The 16,857-nt window shown below is 65.6% G+C and carries 13 protein-coding genes; all 13 read right to left on the bottom strand.

The annotated features are described in order from the left end of the window. Positions 1–2: 2 nt before the first annotated feature. Positions 3–668 carry an SCO family protein gene (locus tag ACSSU5_RS22765; RefSeq protein WP_264313485.1) on the bottom strand — a complete coding sequence of 222 codons (666 nt, stop codon included), beginning with the start codon at positions 666–668 and terminating at the stop codon, positions 3–5. Next, positions 665–1,357, bottom strand: coding sequence for an SCO family protein (locus ACSSU5_RS22760; protein ID WP_492559872.1), 693 nt, complete (start codon positions 1,355–1,357; stop codon positions 665–667). The genes ACSSU5_RS22765 and ACSSU5_RS22760 overlap by 4 nt, the downstream gene beginning before the upstream one ends. After that, positions 1,354–3,345 (bottom strand): cytochrome D1 domain-containing protein, encoded by a 1,992-nt coding sequence (locus tag ACSSU5_RS22755; RefSeq protein ID WP_492559871.1) that lies wholly within the window; start codon positions 3,343–3,345, stop codon positions 1,354–1,356. The genes ACSSU5_RS22760 and ACSSU5_RS22755 overlap by 4 nt, the downstream gene beginning before the upstream one ends. 18 nt (positions 3,346–3,363) lie before the next feature. Next, entirely contained in the window at positions 3,364–9,225 is a 5,862-nt protein-coding gene (gene mnxG, locus ACSSU5_RS22750) for a manganese-oxidizing multicopper oxidase MnxG (RefSeq protein WP_492559870.1), read from the bottom strand. Positions 9,226–9,402: 177 nt separating this feature from the next. Next, positions 9,403–10,167: a malonate transporter subunit MadM gene (madM, locus tag ACSSU5_RS22745; RefSeq protein WP_492559869.1), complete on the bottom strand. Its 765-nt coding sequence runs from the start codon at positions 10,165–10,167 to the stop codon at positions 9,403–9,405. 2 nt (positions 10,168–10,169) lie between these two features. Continuing rightward, a complete protein-coding gene (gene madL, locus ACSSU5_RS22740; protein ID WP_264313490.1) occupies positions 10,170–10,592 on the bottom strand; it encodes a malonate transporter subunit MadL in 423 nt (140 codons plus the stop codon). 62 nt (positions 10,593–10,654) lie between these two features. After that, the gene (mdcH, locus tag ACSSU5_RS22735) at positions 10,655–11,575 is read right to left on the bottom strand and encodes a malonate decarboxylase subunit epsilon (RefSeq protein ID WP_492559868.1); all 921 of its coding nucleotides are present in this window, start codon (positions 11,573–11,575) and stop codon (positions 10,655–10,657) included. Further along, positions 11,572–12,186 (bottom strand): malonate decarboxylase holo-ACP synthase, encoded by a 615-nt coding sequence (locus ACSSU5_RS22730; protein ID WP_492559867.1) that lies wholly within the window; start codon positions 12,184–12,186, stop codon positions 11,572–11,574. The genes mdcH and ACSSU5_RS22730 overlap by 4 nt, the downstream gene beginning before the upstream one ends. Position 12,187: 1 nt before the next feature. Beyond that, positions 12,188–12,979, bottom strand: a complete 792-nt coding sequence (gene mdcE, locus ACSSU5_RS22725) for a biotin-independent malonate decarboxylase subunit gamma (protein WP_492559866.1) — start codon at positions 12,977–12,979, stop codon at positions 12,188–12,190. Further along, positions 12,976–13,824 (bottom strand): biotin-independent malonate decarboxylase subunit beta, encoded by an 849-nt coding sequence (locus ACSSU5_RS22720; RefSeq protein ID WP_264313494.1) that lies wholly within the window; start codon positions 13,822–13,824, stop codon positions 12,976–12,978. The genes mdcE and ACSSU5_RS22720 overlap by 4 nt, the downstream gene beginning before the upstream one ends. Further along, complete coding sequence (locus ACSSU5_RS22715; RefSeq protein ID WP_264313495.1) at positions 13,821–14,117, bottom strand: malonate decarboxylase subunit delta; 297 nt, start codon at positions 14,115–14,117, stop codon at positions 13,821–13,823. Before ACSSU5_RS22715 ends, ACSSU5_RS22720 begins: the two co-directional genes overlap by 4 nt. Before the next feature lies 1 nt (position 14,118). Next, positions 14,119–15,075, bottom strand: a complete 957-nt coding sequence (locus ACSSU5_RS22710) for a triphosphoribosyl-dephospho-CoA synthase (protein WP_492559865.1) — start codon at positions 15,073–15,075, stop codon at positions 14,119–14,121. Next, entirely contained in the window at positions 15,075–16,736 is a 1,662-nt protein-coding gene (gene mdcA, locus ACSSU5_RS22705; RefSeq protein WP_264313497.1) for a malonate decarboxylase subunit alpha, read from the bottom strand. Before mdcA ends, ACSSU5_RS22710 begins: the two co-directional genes overlap by 1 nt. Between the last annotated feature and the right edge of the window lie 121 nt (positions 16,737–16,857).

Below are 16,857 nucleotides of genomic sequence, written 5' to 3'. Positions count from 1 at the left end.
GTTCACCGCCCTGCCAGAGGTTGGGTCAGCAGTTGCATGCGCTGCGCGATCGCCACCGGTGGCGCATCCGGGCGGATCTTGCTCCAGCGCTTGCCCGCCACGTCACCGGCAATCAGTTGCGTGGAATGCTGCTCGGGGCTGGGCAGGAACTGGCCGATACGGCCCAGTACCAGATCGACACTGGCCTTGTCGCCGGTCAGGAACAACCAGTTGGGGCCATCTACGCCCTGCTTCTCGGCAAAGGCCTTGAGCGCCGCCGGGGTGTCGTTCTGCGGGTCGCTGCTGATCGAGACGAAGGTCACCCGCCCGGCCAGCTCCGGCCCCATGGCTTCGCGCACCTCCCGCAGCTTGCGGGTGATCAGCGGGCAGGCGTCAGTGCAGTGGGTGAAGATCACGTTGAGCATCACCACCTTGTCCTTAAGCACGTCGCTGTAAAAGCGCAGCTCGCGGCCGTTCTGGTCCTTGAGCACGGTGTCGGTGAACCAGGTCTGGGCATCGCGGGTGCCGCCGCCACTGGTCATGGTCTGGGGCGCAGGCTGTGGCTGGGGTGCTTGCTGCGCATGGCCTTCATGGGCGAAGGCCACCGAGGCAAGAATCCACAGGCAGCCGCCCAGTACCAGCCAGTCGAACGTGCGCATGCCGACGCGGCGAGAGGTCAGATGGCTCATGGTTGCACCTCGCTGTCGTCGGCAATGTGTTCGGCGCTATGCTCGGCAATGGCCGTGCTCTTGGCATGCACCCGGCGGGCGCTGAGGCGGTTGATTTCCTCGACCAGTACCGCCGGGTCGGTGAAGCCGTAGTAGCGGGTCCAGTGCCCGCTGCGGCCGTCACCGACCAGGATCAGCGGCGGGTGCTGACTCAGGTCGGCGCTGAAGCTGCCCAGGCCTTTGAGGGTTTCGGTGATGGCGTACGGCGTACCGGTTAGCCAGCTCCAGCCCGGCCCTTTCTGGAAGGACTTGGCGTAGTTCTGCAGGCGCTTGGCGTCATCGCGCTGGGGGTCGACGCTGATCGATACCAGGTGGATTTCCTCGCCCACACGGCCGCCCAACTGTTGCTGGACCTTGCCCATGATCGACGACACCACCGGGCACACCGTGGTGCAGCTGGTGTAGATGAAGCCCATCACCACCAGGTGATCACCGACCAGATCCCGCTCCAGGCGCACCGGCATGCCGTCCTGGTCCAGCAGCGAGACATCGGCAAAGCGCACGCTGGCCTTCTCCTGTCGCGCTGCAGGCGGTTGCTCGGTATGGCCGCTGTGGTCATGCCCAGCGTGGGCCAGGGCCAGGTTGCTGGACAACAACAGGGGCAGCGCCAGGCTCAGGCCTAGGCGTGTAAAAGCATGCTTGGCGTTCATCGCACACTCCTGATTTGCAGCTGGGAAGCGTCCCCTTGCGCGGCCGTGGAGACCGCAGCCGGCAGGACGCGCAGGCTGGTGTAGTTTTCTTCGGCAAACTTGCGCCCTAGCGACGGCGACTGCACATGCAGGTACCAGGCGCCGGCTTCTGGCAGGGTCAAGGCCGCCTGATAGACGCCCTCGCCCACCTCTTCCAGGCGCAGGTTGCGCGGCATCGACGACGGCGCCAGGAAATAGCGCAGGCTCAGGTCGTTCAGGCCCAGGCGCGGCTCACCGTCGTCGCCGACGATGCGCACCCGTGCGGTGAAGGCGCTGTGCTGCGGCATCGGCTGCTCAAGGCCGAGGAACTCGGCATGCGCGCCCTTGTGCTTGCGGGCATTCGGCGCCTCGGCCACATCGGTGCTGAAGCAGTGAATGATCTGCGGCTGGTTGAGCAGGAAGGCCACGTCGAATTTGCCGGCCGCCGGCATTTTCACCGTCGAGCCGTACACCCCTGGGGCCACCTCGCGCAGGCTGCGGTCGACGACGATGGCGGCCCGGGCCTGATGGCCGCGGTTGTTGTAGCCAGACATCGGCGCGTTCATGCCCTCGGCATAGAAGTAGGTGGTGTTGTCCACCGGGTTGACCACGAACACCGAGTTGTCGTCACGCGACACCGACAACCCCTGGGCCAGTGGCAGGTCGCCGGCCTGGCGTGGCGCGGCGGGGCCTGCATCAAAGCCCTGGACGATCGGCGCGCGCCCTTCGCCAAGGCTGCCCAGGTTGATCATGCTGACCTTGGGCGATGCCAGCCCACGAACGTAGGCATAGCCCTTGGTGAAGGTCAGCTGATACGGTTCGGCCGCCACCGGGATGCGGTGGATGAGCTTGTCGGTACTGGCGTCGATCACCAGGGCCTGGTTCTCCAGGGTGTTGAGCACAATGCCGTAGCGGCCATCACTGCTGAAGCGCATCGGGCCCAGGCCCTGCTCGGCCGTGACGGTGTGGCGCATTTGATGGCTGCGGGCATCGAACACCCGCACCGTGCCCTCTTCGCCATCGACCACGTAAACCGCCTGGGACAGCGCCGAGTAGCTCACCGACAGCGGGTGCGGGCCCACCTTCAGGGTCTTGGCCAGGCGCATTTCGGGGATGTCGATGATGCTCAAGGTGCCGCTGTCGCGGTTGCTGACGTAGGCATAATGCGAGTCACTGCTGAAGGCGATCTCGTGGTGCCCGGAGCCTGTGGCGAAGGACTTGAGCGTAGTGCGCCCGGGCACGTCGATCACTGTGACCCCACCCTTGGCCGGGTCGCTGCTGTTGTTACCGACCCAAAGCCGATGCTGGTCCGGTTGCAGCGCCACCCGTGTCGGTTGCTCGCCAGCCTCCAGGTCCGCCACGCGGGTGAAGGTTTCGGTATCAATCACCGCCACCTTGCCGCGCTCGGGGATCGACACGAACACCTGTTTGTCGTCACCGGTGGCCGCCCAATCCATGGGCCGACCCGGCAATTCGATGCGGGCCATGGTGCTGGTGACGCCACCCACCGACACCGTCGGGTCGATGACCGTCAGGCTGGCATCCTTGTTCAGCATCAACAGGAAGTAGCTGTTGAGGTCGAGCAACGGCCGGGCGCCAATACTGCTTTTGAGAAACAGCGCGACACGGGCCTTGCAGCTTTGGTCGCGGTCGCCGACCGGCGCTGACTGCGCCGGGTCGATCCAGGCGCCCGGCGCCATGCCCGACAGCGGCTGGCCGCTGGTCTGGTCGCTGACCTTGAAGCGGATGCTGGCGAAGGCGCCTTCACGCAGCTCGCCCCCGGCCAGCGGCCGGGCCTCGAACTCCACGGTCACGCCGTCCCGGCTCAGCCGATGCAGGGCCTGCGGGTCGGCAGACTCCTGCAACAGCTCGCGGGGATCGCACCAGAGCTTTTCGTACGCCACGCCCAGGCCGATCAGCGCTACCCCCAGCATTACCCCCATGTAAGCAGGGCGAGTCTTCTTGTTCATGCTCGCGCTCCTTTATCGTTATTGTTCGGCAGCCGTTGCTGGCAGCGCTTCGTTGGTCACCCGCAAGATCCCCCACAGCCCCGAGAGGTTGCCGTAGGCGGCATAGTCGCGGAACAGGTAGTCCCCAGGCACCGCGTTGGCTCCCCCTGCGCTGGGCAGCATGAAGCTGAAGTGCGCCGCCGGCAGTACGCTTTCCTGGGCACCGATGTAGATCGACATCGGGTTGTAGCCGAAGCGCACCGAGCCGATGCCAGGCAGGTTCATCGGGTAGCCATTGGCGTCGTTCTTCTCCGCCTGGTAGGCATGCAGCGGCCACAGGTGCCCGTCCAGCTGGTAGGTGATACCGCGGCTGCCACCGCTTGGCATCAGCACATGGCTGCGTGCTGGCTGGCCAGGCTTGGCCCAGAGCACGGGCGTTTGTGGATCGCCACCGACCAGGGCGTTGCTGTAGGCCATGTGGGCGTTTGGCACATCGGCGAAGCCATTGCCGTCGGCATGGCCGAAGGGTGCGTCCGGCGCCATGCCAAAGCGCAGCCACAACGGTTCGGTCTTGTAGTTCATGGCCATGTTGCCGTTGTCTTTAGGGTCGCCCGGCACGCCGTTGCCTTCCGTGGCGATACCTTCCACAGGGCGACCATCAGCCCAGCGCATGTTCATCGAGCGCTGCCACACCGTGACGAAGTCGCGGTAGTCCGGTTGGCCGGTGACTTTCACCGTGGCCTGGGCACGACTGGCGGTGTCTTCGGTGAAGGTGGCGGTCTGCGGCAGGATGCTCATGGCACCCACCAGGCCTTTTTGCGGTTGTTTGATGAAGTCCGACGGGGTCAGGTTCAGGCCGCCGAACTCGATCGCCGTGGTGTTGATGTTGTCCACCGTGCGGCCCAGTTGCAGCACCGGCTTGCCTTCACGCTCCAGGTGGCCGGCGTAGTACTGGTACACCTTGGACGGGTAGGCGCCGCTGGTGCCGGCACGCGGTGGCACGGTTTGCACCGGGTTGAGGCCGACGTTGGCACCATCGGACTTGGTGATGTCGTAGGCCAGCAACTGGGCATGCAGGCCGACATGGCTGGAAGGCCGCATCAGGTTGTTGTTGAAGGCCGTGGAGCCTTCACTGCCGTTGCGGTCACGCTTGACCACGTTCTGCATTACTGCGGTGCTCGGCAGGTCAGGCATCACTAACGGCAAGCGGTTTTCCAGGGTGATGCTGATGCAGTCGCCGGCATTGGCGCGCAGCACCAGGGGCTCTACCGGTACGCCGGGTTTGAGCTTGCCGGTGGTTGCATCCAGATCGGCCTTGCGCACATACAGCACGGCAGTCGGGTCATGCAGCGGTGCGCTGTGGCCACCGACGGTGAAGGTGGTGCCGTCCTCCTCATCAATCACCGTGATCTGCGGGATGCTGGTCTTGCGGCTGTTGAACACCAGCGTGCCGCCAGCGGTCTTGAGCGGGCCACCGACATGCTGGCCGGCACCCGCCGGGTCGGCGATGCTGACCCCGTGGCGGTTCTCGAGGATATCGTTGGCCAATGCGGCGACGACTTCGTAGCTGCGTTTGACCGTCGCCCGGGTGCCAATGCCATTGGCGTTGGTGGTGGTTTTCGGGCAGATACCGTCGAAGTTCACGGTATTGCGCATGGCCACTGGCTGCGGGTTGTTCGACAGCGGGAACAGGTCAGGGCGCAAGGTGGTGTAGTTGCGCATGATGCCCCAGATGCCATTCCAGTAACCTTCCAGTGCCGCGTCCAGCGAGTACAGGTAGTCGCCGTTGGTGGCGGCGGAGCTGGAGATCATCGACACCGGCGCCATGAAGCCCAGTTGCTCGGAGATACCGATCATCTGCGAGGCTTTCCACCCCGAGTTGGAGCTGCTGCCGAAGCCCGAGCCATTCTGCAGCCACTTGACCCCGTGCAAGGTGACGTTGTGCTCCTCTTCATGGCCACCGGCGTGCATGCGCAGCCGCACGTTGTCGCCCGAGTAGGTGCGCAGCATCGGTGTGAACGGGTCACCGGGCTCACTGCCAGCAGTGTTGATGTGCGGTGGGAATACCGTGGTGCCACCGGTCGGGCCTACCGCCGAGGTGATCGCCGAAGGCGCCATGTTCATCGCCGGGATGGCGCGGTCGGTGCGGCTCTGCAAGGCATAGCTCAGGTCGCCGCCAAGGCCGTCGGCCTGCATGCCACGCTTGCCGTCCGGGGCCACCTTGTTGGGGTCGAACACCCGCAGGGCCAGCGGTTCGTTGCGGTAGTTGACGACGAACATGCCCGGGTCATCCACCGAAATGGCCTGTGGGCACGGCCGGCTCGGGCATCCTGGGCTCAGCCCGCCGCGAGACTCGACCACCGATTCGAGCAGCGACGAGGCTTTTTGCCGTACCGGTGGGTTGATGGCGTAGCGGAAGCTGTCGGCAGTGGCCGGATACGACTGGCCATTGGGAATACCGTCCGGCCCCGCGCCAACGTACACACCGGCTTCATAGGCATGCTGGAAGTCGCTGTACTCAAGGAAGAACTCACGGTAGCTATCGTTCTTGCCATCGCCGTCGTGGTCGCCGGTCTTGATTACCGCCTGCCACGAGGTCGGCCCGCCGTCCTGGCGGGCAGACGGGTTGTACAGTTGCTCGCCGGTTTCGGCGTGGTACCAGGTGGAGCCGGCAGGCTCGGCCAGCACGGTGGCGTACAGGCCCAACTGCTGGTGAGTCGATGGGCCGAGATGGTCGTGGGTAAAGATGGTGCCCAGCCCGCGGTCTACGTTATGCACGTTGACCACCGGGTCGGCAAACCAACGCTGCATGGCCGTCCGCGCACCGAGCCAGTCGGCCCGGCCGAAGCGTCCGAAGAAAGGATGCTGCTTGGCTTTCGGGCAGGCGGCGGTACCGTCGCGGCTATCGCCTTCGGTGCAACCGTTGTAGGCGCGAATGGCATGCACACGTTCGACCACACTGCCGGGCGAGAGAATGCCGTCCTCGTAGTTCCAGCCATTGGCCGAACCGTCGGCTGCGGTGAGGTCCCACTTGGGCAGGTGGATATGCTGGCCGATCACGTCGGTCGGGGTGCGCACCTGGTAGTCGTCCATCTCATAAATCGACGGGATCAGGTTGGTGTGCTGGTACATGGTGCAGTCGAAGGTGTTCATGCGCATCACCAGCGGCTCTGGCGGCCGCTGCTTGGTGATTACCGGCCAGGCGTCTTCCCAGAGGGCGATGATGCGCGCCTGCGGGAAGTGGTAGCCGACCTTGTTGTAGACCGCGTCGAACTGGATATTGGCGCCCTTGTAGATACGCGGGCGGTCTGCGGTGAAGGTTGAGGCGCCACGGAAGTTCATGCCCGTCAGGCTCTCGCCGCTGGCGTACTCGCCGACACCCGAGGACTGGGTAAGGCGCTTGCCACGGTCGTCCATGCACGGTTCGAAGAACGGCGCACCGGCAGTCGGCAGGGCGCCGTTGGTGCGGAAGTTACGCGCCACGGGCTGGCTGCCCGGCATCAGCGCATAGCTGGGGTGCTCGGCCTTGGCGTGGAATTTCATGGCCGCCTGCTCGACTTCGGTGCCCTCTTCTGGCAGGTAGATCGGCTTGGCCTTATGCACCACCTTGGAGAAATCCAGCTTGGTGGTGGTGGTCTGTGCTTCACCACCTGCCGAGACTCCGTCCAGCGCATGCCGGCCGAGGCCGCCATCCCAGCCATCGACCTGGTTGGGGTCCAGGTTCGCCCACAGGGCATTGCCGCTGTTCTTCAGTTGTTGAGCAAGCGCAGGGTCGAGCATGTCCAGCGGCGGGGTCGGTGGTCGCTGGCCTACGCTGCTTTCCATGCCACCGATCCAGAACGGATAACCCGGGTTTTTCAAGGTGCCGTCGGCGTTACGGTTGGTCTCGCTACGGTCGACCAGCGCCAGGGAGCCGACTGCCTTGGGCCCCGCGTTGGCATGGCCATTGTCATCATCGCCCTCCTCGTCGTCATCGCCCTGATCATTCGCAGCCACCAATTGCTCTGCCAGCTTAGGCACCACGACGACCTTGCCCGGCATGGGTGCCATGGCTTTGCCAGGCAGCGGGACGATTGCGGGGATTGGCGTACCGGCAACGATTTCACCGTCAGGCAAAGCCCGCGCGCCAATTGCCGGTTTGCCGCTGCGAAGGGCAAACGGCGTGCTGTGGAAGCCGTTTGCGTCCTGGCCACTGACCTCCAGCCGGGTGCCTTCCTCGAACACATCGTGCACCCGCCACATGGCCCACATGCCTTGGGCAAAGTGCGGGTAGAAGTGGCAGTGGTAGATGGCATCGCCGGCGACGCGGTTACGGTTGCCGGAGCCGCCGTTGGCGATCTCGTAGGTATAACCGATGCCCGGGCCGATGCCCTGGGCGTCCACGTAGTCGGAGTTGTCGTCGTTGGGGTTGAACAGCCACTGGTGGCCATGCAAGTGGAAGATGTGCTGTTCATGACCGTTGTGGGTGTTGCGGAACTTGGTGAAGTCCCCAATGTAGCTGTGGTGGACGTTGGCCGGTTCCGACGGGTACAGGGCCATGCTGGCCTTGACGCCCACGGCATTGGCCGGCGGGGTCTCGCCTGGGCGGATGTTCTCCAGGCCGACGTTGGCCGGCACGTCCACCAGTGTGCCGATATCGCCCACGGTGTGGGCACTGAGGAAGAACTCCTCGTAGGCACACGACAGGCAGTCGTGCATCGGGCCCACGCCCAGGCGGTTGGCCACGACTTCCGCGCCCATGCCACCCGAACCGTAGTTGATCATGAACGAGTCGCGGGTCGGCTCCAGCACATGGCCCATGATCGGGTCGGCCCAGTAGCCGGGGAAAGCCTGAGTCGCGGCCACTTCGTCGGCGAACTGCGAGGCGAAATCACGGAACGCGTCCAGCCGGTTGGGCAACGCCGGGTTGCGTTTGCTGACGCTCTCCAGCGGGTAGGTCGAACGGGGGAAGCTACCGTCCGGGTTGGGGCCCATGACGATGGCATCGGTTTCGCTGTTGAGGATCTCGTTGCCATCGACCATGGCGATGATCGGTTTACCGGCCTTGCCTTCGGTGATCCACGGCTCGGCCTGCGGATAGCGAGCCTGGTAATCGATTACCGGTTGGCCCGTGGTGGTACGACCGGTGGTGGCCAGGCGCATTTCTTCTTCAGTCAGGGTATTGCGGTAGGTACGCCCACCTTTGGGCACCACCACCACCTGGCCGAACAAGCCATTGGCAACGTTGCCGGCGCCGCCCTGGCCGCCGAAGGTCGCACCTTGGCTGGTGGCGGCGAACGCCCCTTCGCGTTCGGCATACAGGGTGTAGCTGCGGGTGTTGCCCGGTGACACCAGGAAGTTGCCGTTGCGGCCGGTGTTGGCGGCGATATCGCCAATGCTGTTGACCGCTTGCATGCCGTTGACCTGGAAGCCTACGTGGCGGTCGTTGACTTGCTCATCAGCGACGAAGTGCTCGCCGCCTTGGTTCTCGAACTCGGTTTCCGGCCCTTCCCCCTCCTCACCTTCGGCCTCGTTCTCTTCGTGGTCGATACCGTGCTTGTTGGGGTTGGCCTGGTAGGCCAGCAGGTTGGTCAGGTTGACGGTCAGGCAGTCGCCTGCGGCCACACGCAACACGATGGGCCGTGGGCGTTTGTCCGGGCGCAGGGTGACTTTGCCTGGCACGGCAGCCCCGCCTTTACCGAGCGGAACCTGGTGCTCGTCCACCACATCCTCGCGCAGGGCGAACATCATGCCATTGGCGTTTTGCGCGCCGAGGCGGTTGAACATCAGTGGCTGGTCCAGTGCCACCACATTGGCGACCAAGGTGCGTTGGCACTGCACAGCTGCCTCGCTGGTCGCTACCCAGCCGAGCAGGGCCAGTACGAGTGATGACAGGACGGGGCCTTTGAGCGGGGTCGACATGCTGCACCTCCGGGACACAGGAACTCTGCGAGGAGGCTGAGCAAGGTACATGCCAGATGAGAATTGTTATATTTTTCGGTGAGTTACAGGGTCAACCGAAACAGATTGGGGAGGATTCCCCAACGGCATTCCCCGATTCGGGGGACGGGGCTGCCAGGCAGCCCATCACCCGGTGGATCAACCCACCAACCCGCGCACGCAGAAATACAGTATCGAAGGCCCCATCAAGCACCCCAAGCCGGTATGGAACGTCGCCGTCAACGCGCCATACGGCACCAGCCGCCGGTCCGTTGCCGCCAACCCTGCGGTCACCCCCGATACCGTTCCTGCCAGGCCACCGAACACCATGGCCGAACGCGGATTGTCCAAGGCCAGCAGGCGCGCCGACACAGGTGTGAACACCATGACCAGGATCGCCTTGATCAACCCGGTGGCAATCGACAATGCCATCACCTCGGAGCTCGCGCCCAAAGCCGCTCCAGTCACCGGCCCGACGATGTAGGTCACCGCGCCCGCGCCAATGGTGGTCATGCTCACGGCATCGCGATAGCCGAACGCATAGGCCACCACCACGCCGACAATAAACGGCAGCACCGTGCCCAGCAGCAACGCCACGGCGCCAATCATGCCGGCCTTGCGCGCCTCGGTGGCTTGCACCTCGAATGCGGTGGCGACGATGGCGAAATCACGCAGCATCGCCCCACCCATCAGGCCGATGCCAGAGAACAGCGCCATGTCTGCCAGGCCTTTTTGCCCACCGGTGACGGTGCCACCGACCCAGGCCAACACCAGGCCGATGACAATGGCGATCGCCGAGCCGTGCACCCGGCCAAAGGTCAGGTATTTCGACAACAGTACCGACAACCACATGATCGCCCCCACCACCGCAAACGCCGTGATCAGGCCGTTGTGTTCCAGGGCATTTTCAATGATTGGCCACATGTTCAACGACCTCCAGCAGGGGCAACCTGCTCGTGAGTTTCGGGGGCAGGTTCAAGTGCGGGCAACGGTTCACCGCGGTGGCTGCGGCTGATCAGCGCGATGGTCGCACCGCACACCAGTACCGCGCCCACCGCCGCCAACACGGCTACGGGCCCACCGTGCAATGCGGTGACTACGTTCTGCTGGGCGGCCATGGCCACCACCACTGGAATGTACATGGCGCCCCAGAAGCCGACACCGAACTCGCACTCCTTGCTCATGCCGCCATGGCGGTGCATGTACAGCCGCGCACAGATCAGCAGGATCATGGCGATGCCGACCCCGCCCACATTGGATTTGACGCCCAACAGCACGCCCAGGAAGTCGCCGACGATAACGCCGGCAAGCGTGCACACCGCCAGCAGAGCCACACCGTAAATAATCATTGTTGTTGTCCTCAGGTGTTGTCGAAGTTGCTTGTTGTTGTCCTTCGCGTTGCACAGCGTCTTCAGCGGTTGCAGGCCACCTCCTGACGCAACAGTGCGTCGATACTGTCCAGCCGGGTGGACTCGATGGCCAGCACCCTGCCGTCGGCGAATACCGGGCGCGCCAGGCCGCTCAGCACGCTGCCCGGCGGCACTTCCAGGTGCAGGCGTACCCCGCGTTCATAGGCGGTGCGCAACGTCGCGCGCCAGTCCACCACCCGTGCCATGTTGCCGGCCAGATCATCGCGCAAGCGCTGCGGGTCGAAAATCGGCCGAGCACTGCTGCCACTCAGGTAGGTAATCGATGGCCGTCGCAGCTCGACCGCCGCAAAGGCCTCGGCAAGTTCCGCAGCCGGGCCTGCGAGCAGCGGGCAATGGGACGGCACGCTGACCGCCAGGCGCCGTGCAACCCCTTGGCCCAGGCTGCGTGCACGGCGTACCACCGCTGCCATGGCCGCCTCGCTGCCGGCAATGACGATCTGGTTTTCACTGTTGAGATTGGCAACGTACACCTCGCCGCCAGCATCACGCAGCAAGCGCTCGACACTGGCCAGGTCCAGGCCGCTCAGGGCGGTCATGCCGTACCCCTGCGGATAGGCGCCCTGCATCAACTCGCCCCTCAGCGCGACCAGGCGCACCGCATCGGCGAACGCCAAGGCCCCGGCCGTGACCGCAGCGGGATAGGCGCCAATAGACAGGCCTGCCACGTAGTCCGGGGCGGGGCTGTGCTGCATCAACCAGCGGGCCCAGGCCACCCCGGTCAGCAGCAGGCAAAGCTGCACCGCACGGGTGCCTTGCAACGCCTGCTGGCTGTCCAGGCCCAGAGCGTTCTGCCCCAAGGTGTCACTGGCTTCTTCCAGCCATTGGGCAGCCCCTTCAGGCAAGCGATGCAACATGCCCACCTGCTGGGCGCCCTGGCCGGGGAACGCGAACAGGCTGCTCATGCCGTGCACTCCAGGGCAGCCCAGGGGTCGGCCACCAGGCGCGCGCCGAGGGGTGACTTGAGCAGTACGCGCCGAGCACTGCCTGCCCACTCGCGCAGGGCGACAGCGCCTGCCGGTGTTTCCAGTTGCACGTCGATACGGCACGGCGCGCAGTTCAGAACGTCCAGCAGTTCTCGGGCCTTGGCGCGTGCCAGGGGGTGCGGCGTGCGCACGACCAGGTCCAGGTCACTGGCCAGGTGCAGCACGCCAATGCCCGTGGCCAGTTGATACCCCACCCCGCCCGTAGGCCCCCAGGCCAGCCCGGTGGTTTCCAAAAGCGGGGCCACCGCGACCAAGGCCTGTAGCGCAGGCCACGGGCTCGCGGCTTGCCAACGCAAGGCCTCGGGGCTTTGCAGGCGCTGGATATCGGCCAGGCGCATCTGCGTGCCCAGCCGCTGGTCCCGGCGCAGACCGCGCACGCCCACCGCCACCCAGCCGTCAGCGCAGGCTGCGCGGCGCACCACCACAGGTTGACCGCTTGCCACCCCCTGCAACGCCCAGTGCGGGGCACCGCCAGGCAGTGCAGTCAGGGGCATGCCCCAGAGCAGGTCGTGGGCGCGTGGCAGGCTCATCTCAGGCCCCCTGCCACTGACGGCGCAGGTGTTCGCGCACCTCGCGGGAGGCACGCCGGTTTTCACCCGCCAGCCGCGATGCCAGGTCGGTCGAATTGCCGATGTCGCGCACCGCTTCGGCCAGGCAGGCACGCACCTTGGCCAGGTCGGCCGCACTCGGTGTCTGCGCGTTGTCTACGCCGAGGCGTCGCCATAGCAAACCCAGCGAGGCGTAGCTGTCGAGGTCGTAAGCCATCGGCGGCACTTCGGCGGCCAGGGCCTCCAGCGCTTCGACGCTGCGCAGGGTAATGCGCGCAGCGGCGGCCTTGCCCATGGCATGCACCATCACCCCGGCGTCGTCCAATGCGATCAGGCGCTGGGCCTGATAACCGTGCGCGAGGAACGCGCCGGACATCGCCTTGCCGACCAGCAGACCAATCACCGGGTGCCCGGCCAGGCGCGCCTCGGCATACGCCTGCACCGCGCCAGCAAGGGCCTGGTGAATCCCCAGCACTTCTTCGCGGCGGCCATAGGCCTGGCTCGGCACATCGATGACGGCGACGATGGCTCGCTTTTCGCCGTGGCGGTCCGCCTCGACTGCCTCGCTCACCGCCTTGGCCAGCCCCCAGCCCTCCAGCAGCCCAACTTCGCCCGCGCGCGCCCGGGGGAACGGGTTGTGCGCATCCGGCACCACGGCGATGAAGCGTGCCAGCCGGTTGCCCAGTTCGCCATCGATCACCTGCAGCGAGGCGGGGTAGCCCGGCAACGCTTGCCCGCCGGCCAGGCCCGGCAACCAGTTCATGGCACGGTTCATTTGGCTTCTCCTTGATAGAGGGTGCGCACGGCGGCGGCATCCAGTTGCGGGCAGTCATCGCCCAGGCGCGATAGCCGTTCGAGGAACCAGGCGTGGCGCCGGGCTCGGTCTGCGCCGGGGGTGTCGAGCAGTTGCACAAGCTGCTGGCGTATCGCATCCACCTCATCGGCCACGTAGCCGTCCACCAGCCCACTGGCATGGCGCTGCTCGCCGCCGGTCAGGCTCCAGATGAAGGGCCGGTCCTTGGCGTCGTATTCGGCGATGCCGGCTTCTTGCTCGATCACCTGCGGGCCGTTGAGGCCCAGCCGCGCCTCGCGGGTGGCCAGCAAGTGGCTGCACAGCCCGGCCGCGATGGACATGCCACCGAAGCAGCCGACTGAGCCGGCGATCAGGCCAATCACCGGCTGGTAGCTACGCAACTCGACGATCGCGGCCTGGATCTCGGCAATCGCTGCCAGGCCCAGGTTGGCTTCCTGCAGGCGTACGCCCCCAGTTTCCAGCAGCAACACGGCGCAGGTGGGGATGCCGTTACGGTTGTCTTCGATGGCCAGCTCCAGCGCCCCGGCGATCTTGGCCCCACCCACCTCGCCCAGGCTGCCGCCCTGGAACCCACCTTCGATGGCGGCGACTACCGTAGTGCGGCCATTGAGACGGCCTTTGGCGATGACCACGCCATCATCGGCCTGGGGCACGATGCCCTGGCGCGGGAGCCAAGGTGACATGAGCCGGTCGAACGGGCCCAGCAGTTCGCGGAAGCTGCCTGGGTCGAGCACGGCGCGTGCTCGCTGGCGCGCGCCCAGTTCGACAAAGCTGCGGCTTTGCAGCAAGCGTTCGATGTCAGTCATGGGGCGATCTCCTCGAAGCCTTGCTCCAGCCGCAAGCGCACGACGCCGGGGGTGGCGCCAAAATCGTGGATGTCGATGTTCACAGCCGGCCATTGGCGGCCTTCGAACAAGCGCTGGAACAGCTGTGCCCAGCGAGCGCCACTGCCGTTGACCGAGGTCACGACCTGAATCTGCAGGCTACCGGCGATGCCAGGCTCGATCAGCACTTCAAGGTCGCCGGAGCTGACGCAGCCGACCACGGTGCGGCCACGGCCCGGCGCGGCGGCGGGGAATTGAAAGGTCAGGGTTTCCATGTCACAGGCTCCCGGCATTGTCGAGGAACAGGCAGGCCGCCAACAGGTCGGCGGCGCCACCCGGAGAGGCATTGAGTTGCAGCAATTGCTGGTCCAACAGGCGCAGTTGCCGGCGCCCGTCCAGCGTGGCGCTGCCGCCGGCATCCAGTACGCCACGGGCGCCCTGCTGGACGCTGGCCAGCCCTTGAGGCCCTGCGCGCCAAAGGACGCAGGTATCAGCCAGCGCCGCCATGATCGCCAGCAAGGCGTCGAGCCGCGCGTGGGTTTCGCTGGCACCGAGGGCACGACTGCGCTGCAGCTGTGGCAGGCCGTGCGCGATGACGGCGGGGAAGCCCAGCTGCGCCTGCTCGCGGGCACCGCCGCTGCCATAACGGCGCTTGATCTGGGCACCATGGCTGTCGCCAAGGGGAGCACCCGGGTCGTCGATCAGCGCGATGCGCCCGGCGCGAGCAGCCAGGGCGCAGGGGTGTACCTGGCCATCCAGGGCGCGGGCTGCCACCAGCAGGCCCAAGGCCCAGATTGCGCCTCGGTGGGTGTTTACCCCTCCCGTGGTCGCCAGCATCGCGGCCTCGCCTTCGCGGCCAATGCGCCCTAGTGCGGTGCGCAAGGGCTGGCCGACTTCGCCGATGGCCTCGGCCGTTTCGGCCATTTGCCGCAGGCACGGCCACAGGGCCAGCGCCGATGCATGCATCAATGCCAGCGTCATGTCCGTGTGGGCGCCGTTGCTGCGACGGTCTACCAGGCCCGGTTTGGGCGACAGGTCGGCTTCGTCGATGAGGGCTTCTACTGCCAAATCCGCCAGGTGATCGGCCAGAGGGATCTCGGTTGTCTGTGCAGCCCTCTTCGCGGGCAAGCCCGCTCCCACAGAGGCCCCACTGACTTCAAGGCCTGCAATGTACCTGTGGGAGCGAGCTTGCTCGCGAAGAAGCCCATGAGATTGCAAGTCGAGTGCTTTCATTACCAGCTCCTGAACCGTGCGGGCGGGTTGTACAGGCCGCCGGACCATTCGACCAGGTCGGCGATACTGCGCGCGGCCAGCAGTTCACGGCTGGCATCGGTGCGGCGGATACCCAGGTCTTCGGGCAATGCCACCAGGCCCTGCTGGCGCAGGCGCTGGGTGTCTTTGGGGTCATGCCGCAGGCCAATCGCGGTGACACCGGCCACGGCCGCGATCATCTGCTGACGCTCTTCGAGGGACCTGGCTTTGTACAGGTAGGCGATGCCCTCCTCGGTGAGCAAGTGGGTGACGTCGTCGCCGTAAATCATCACCGGTGCCAGCGGCATGCCCGCTTTTTTGGCCACTTCGACCGCATCGAGGGTTTCGACGAAGGTGGGCTTGCCGCCTTCCTGATAGGTTTCGACCATCTGCACCACCAGCTTGCGGCCGCGCTCGAGCATCGTTTCGGGCACGGTCATGTCGAGCCACGCCGGTGTTGCATGGCGGCGGCCACGGGGGTCGTGACCCATGTTCGGCGCACCGCCGAAGCCCGCCAGGCGGCCGCGGGTCACGGTCGAGGAATGGCCATCGCCATCCACCTGCAAGGTGGCACCGATGAACAGGTCGACGGCGTACTGCCCGGCCAGCTGGCACATCATGCGGTTGGAACGCAACGAGCCATCGCGGCCGGTGAAGAACACGTCCGGGCGCTGGGCAATGTAGTCCTCCATGCCCAGTTCGGTACCAAAGCAATGCACGCTTTCGACCCAGCCCGTCTCGATGGCGGGAATCAGGGTGGGGTGAGGGTTAAGTGTCCAGTTACGGCAGATCTTGCCTTTCAGGCCCAGGGACTGGCCATAGGTCGGCAAAATCAGCTCGATGGCCGCCGTATTGAACCCGATGCCGTGGTTAAGCGACTGCACCTGATGTTTTTCATAGATACCGCGGATTGCCATCATCGCCATCAGCACATGCACCGGCTTGATGTGGCGCGGGTCGCGGGTGAACAACGGCTCGATGTAGAACGGCTGATCGGCGACCACCACGAAATCGACCCAGGACGCGGGGATATCGACGCGCGGCAGGTCATCGACCCGATCCACCAACTGGTTGACCTGGGCGATGACGATGCCATCGCTGAACGCGGCGGGTTCCACCAGGGCCGGGGTGTCTTCGGTGCTGGGGCCGGTAAAGAGGTTGCCATCCCGGTCGGCCATGAAGCCTGCGACCAGCGTCACGTTGGGGATGAGGTCGACCAGCAGCCGCGAGTACAGCTCGATGTAGGTGTGGATGGCGCCGACTTCGAGCAGGCCGTCTTCCAGCAACTGCCCGATACGCAGGCTCTGTGGCCCGGCGAAAGAGAAATCGAGCCTGCGCGCGATGCCGCGTTCGAACAGGTCCAGATGCTCGGCACGGCTGACGCTGGGCATGATCATGTGCAGGTCGTGCAGCCGCGTGGGGTCGACCTTGGCGAGTGAGCGCGAGAGAAAATCGGCCTGCTTCTGGTTGTTGCCTTCAAGCACCACCCGGTCTCCGGGGGCGAGCAACAGCTCCAGGGCCTCGACGATACGCGCGGTGGGCAGCACCACGCCGTCGGCGAGGTGCCGGACCCGGTCAAGGCGGCGCTGTTTCTCGGCGCGCCGGCGCGACCATTGCGGCGGTGGATTCTTCGTTGTTGTCATGGTGACTCCACGGGTTCGCTGTCGTGGGGCCACCTTAGGGCGAGGCGGGTTTGCGCATCAATCAAGCTGGGTGCGTGATCGTTACGCTCAGGTTAATGAATTGCGGGAGTGGGCTTGGCGC

It is taken from the genome of Pseudomonas sp. E1MeOHC2 (genome assembly GCF_058745025.1).
Note: the sequence above shows the minus strand (reverse complement) of the source record. Positions and strands in the feature narration are given on the sequence as shown.

Bases quoted from the DNA above. Each gene is read 5' to 3' on its own strand.
- madM (WP_492559869.1), bottom strand. From the start codon at position 10,167: ATGTGGCCAATCATTGAAAATGCCCTGGAACACAACGGCCTGATCACG.
- ACSSU5_RS22715 (WP_264313495.1), bottom strand. From the start codon at position 14,117: ATGGAAACCCTGACCTTTCAATTCCCCGCCGCCGCGCCGGGCCGTGGC.
- ACSSU5_RS22760 (WP_492559872.1), bottom strand. From the start codon at position 1,357: ATGAACGCCAAGCATGCTTTTACACGCCTAGGCCTGAGCCTGGCGCTG.
- madL (WP_264313490.1), bottom strand. From the start codon at position 10,592: ATGATTATTTACGGTGTGGCTCTGCTGGCGGTGTGCACGCTTGCCGGC.
- mdcA (WP_264313497.1), bottom strand. From the start codon at position 16,736: ATGACAACAACGAAGAATCCACCGCCGCAATGGTCGCGCCGGCGCGCC.
- mdcH (WP_492559868.1), bottom strand. From the start codon at position 11,575: ATGAGCAGCCTGTTCGCGTTCCCCGGCCAGGGCGCCCAGCAGGTGGGC.
- ACSSU5_RS22720 (WP_264313494.1), bottom strand. From the start codon at position 13,824: ATGACTGACATCGAACGCTTGCTGCAAAGCCGCAGCTTTGTCGAACTG.
- mdcE (WP_492559866.1), bottom strand. From the start codon at position 12,979: ATGAACCGTGCCATGAACTGGTTGCCGGGCCTGGCCGGCGGGCAAGCG.
- mnxG (WP_492559870.1), bottom strand. From the start codon at position 9,225: ATGTCGACCCCGCTCAAAGGCCCCGTCCTGTCATCACTCGTACTGGCC.
- ACSSU5_RS22710 (WP_492559865.1), bottom strand. From the start codon at position 15,075: ATGAAAGCACTCGACTTGCAATCTCATGGGCTTCTTCGCGAGCAAGCT.
- ACSSU5_RS22730 (WP_492559867.1), bottom strand. From the start codon at position 12,186: ATGAGCCTGCCACGCGCCCACGACCTGCTCTGGGGCATGCCCCTGACT.
- ACSSU5_RS22765 (WP_264313485.1), bottom strand. From the start codon at position 668: ATGAGCCATCTGACCTCTCGCCGCGTCGGCATGCGCACGTTCGACTGG.
- ACSSU5_RS22755 (WP_492559871.1), bottom strand. From the start codon at position 3,345: ATGAACAAGAAGACTCGCCCTGCTTACATGGGGGTAATGCTGGGGGTA.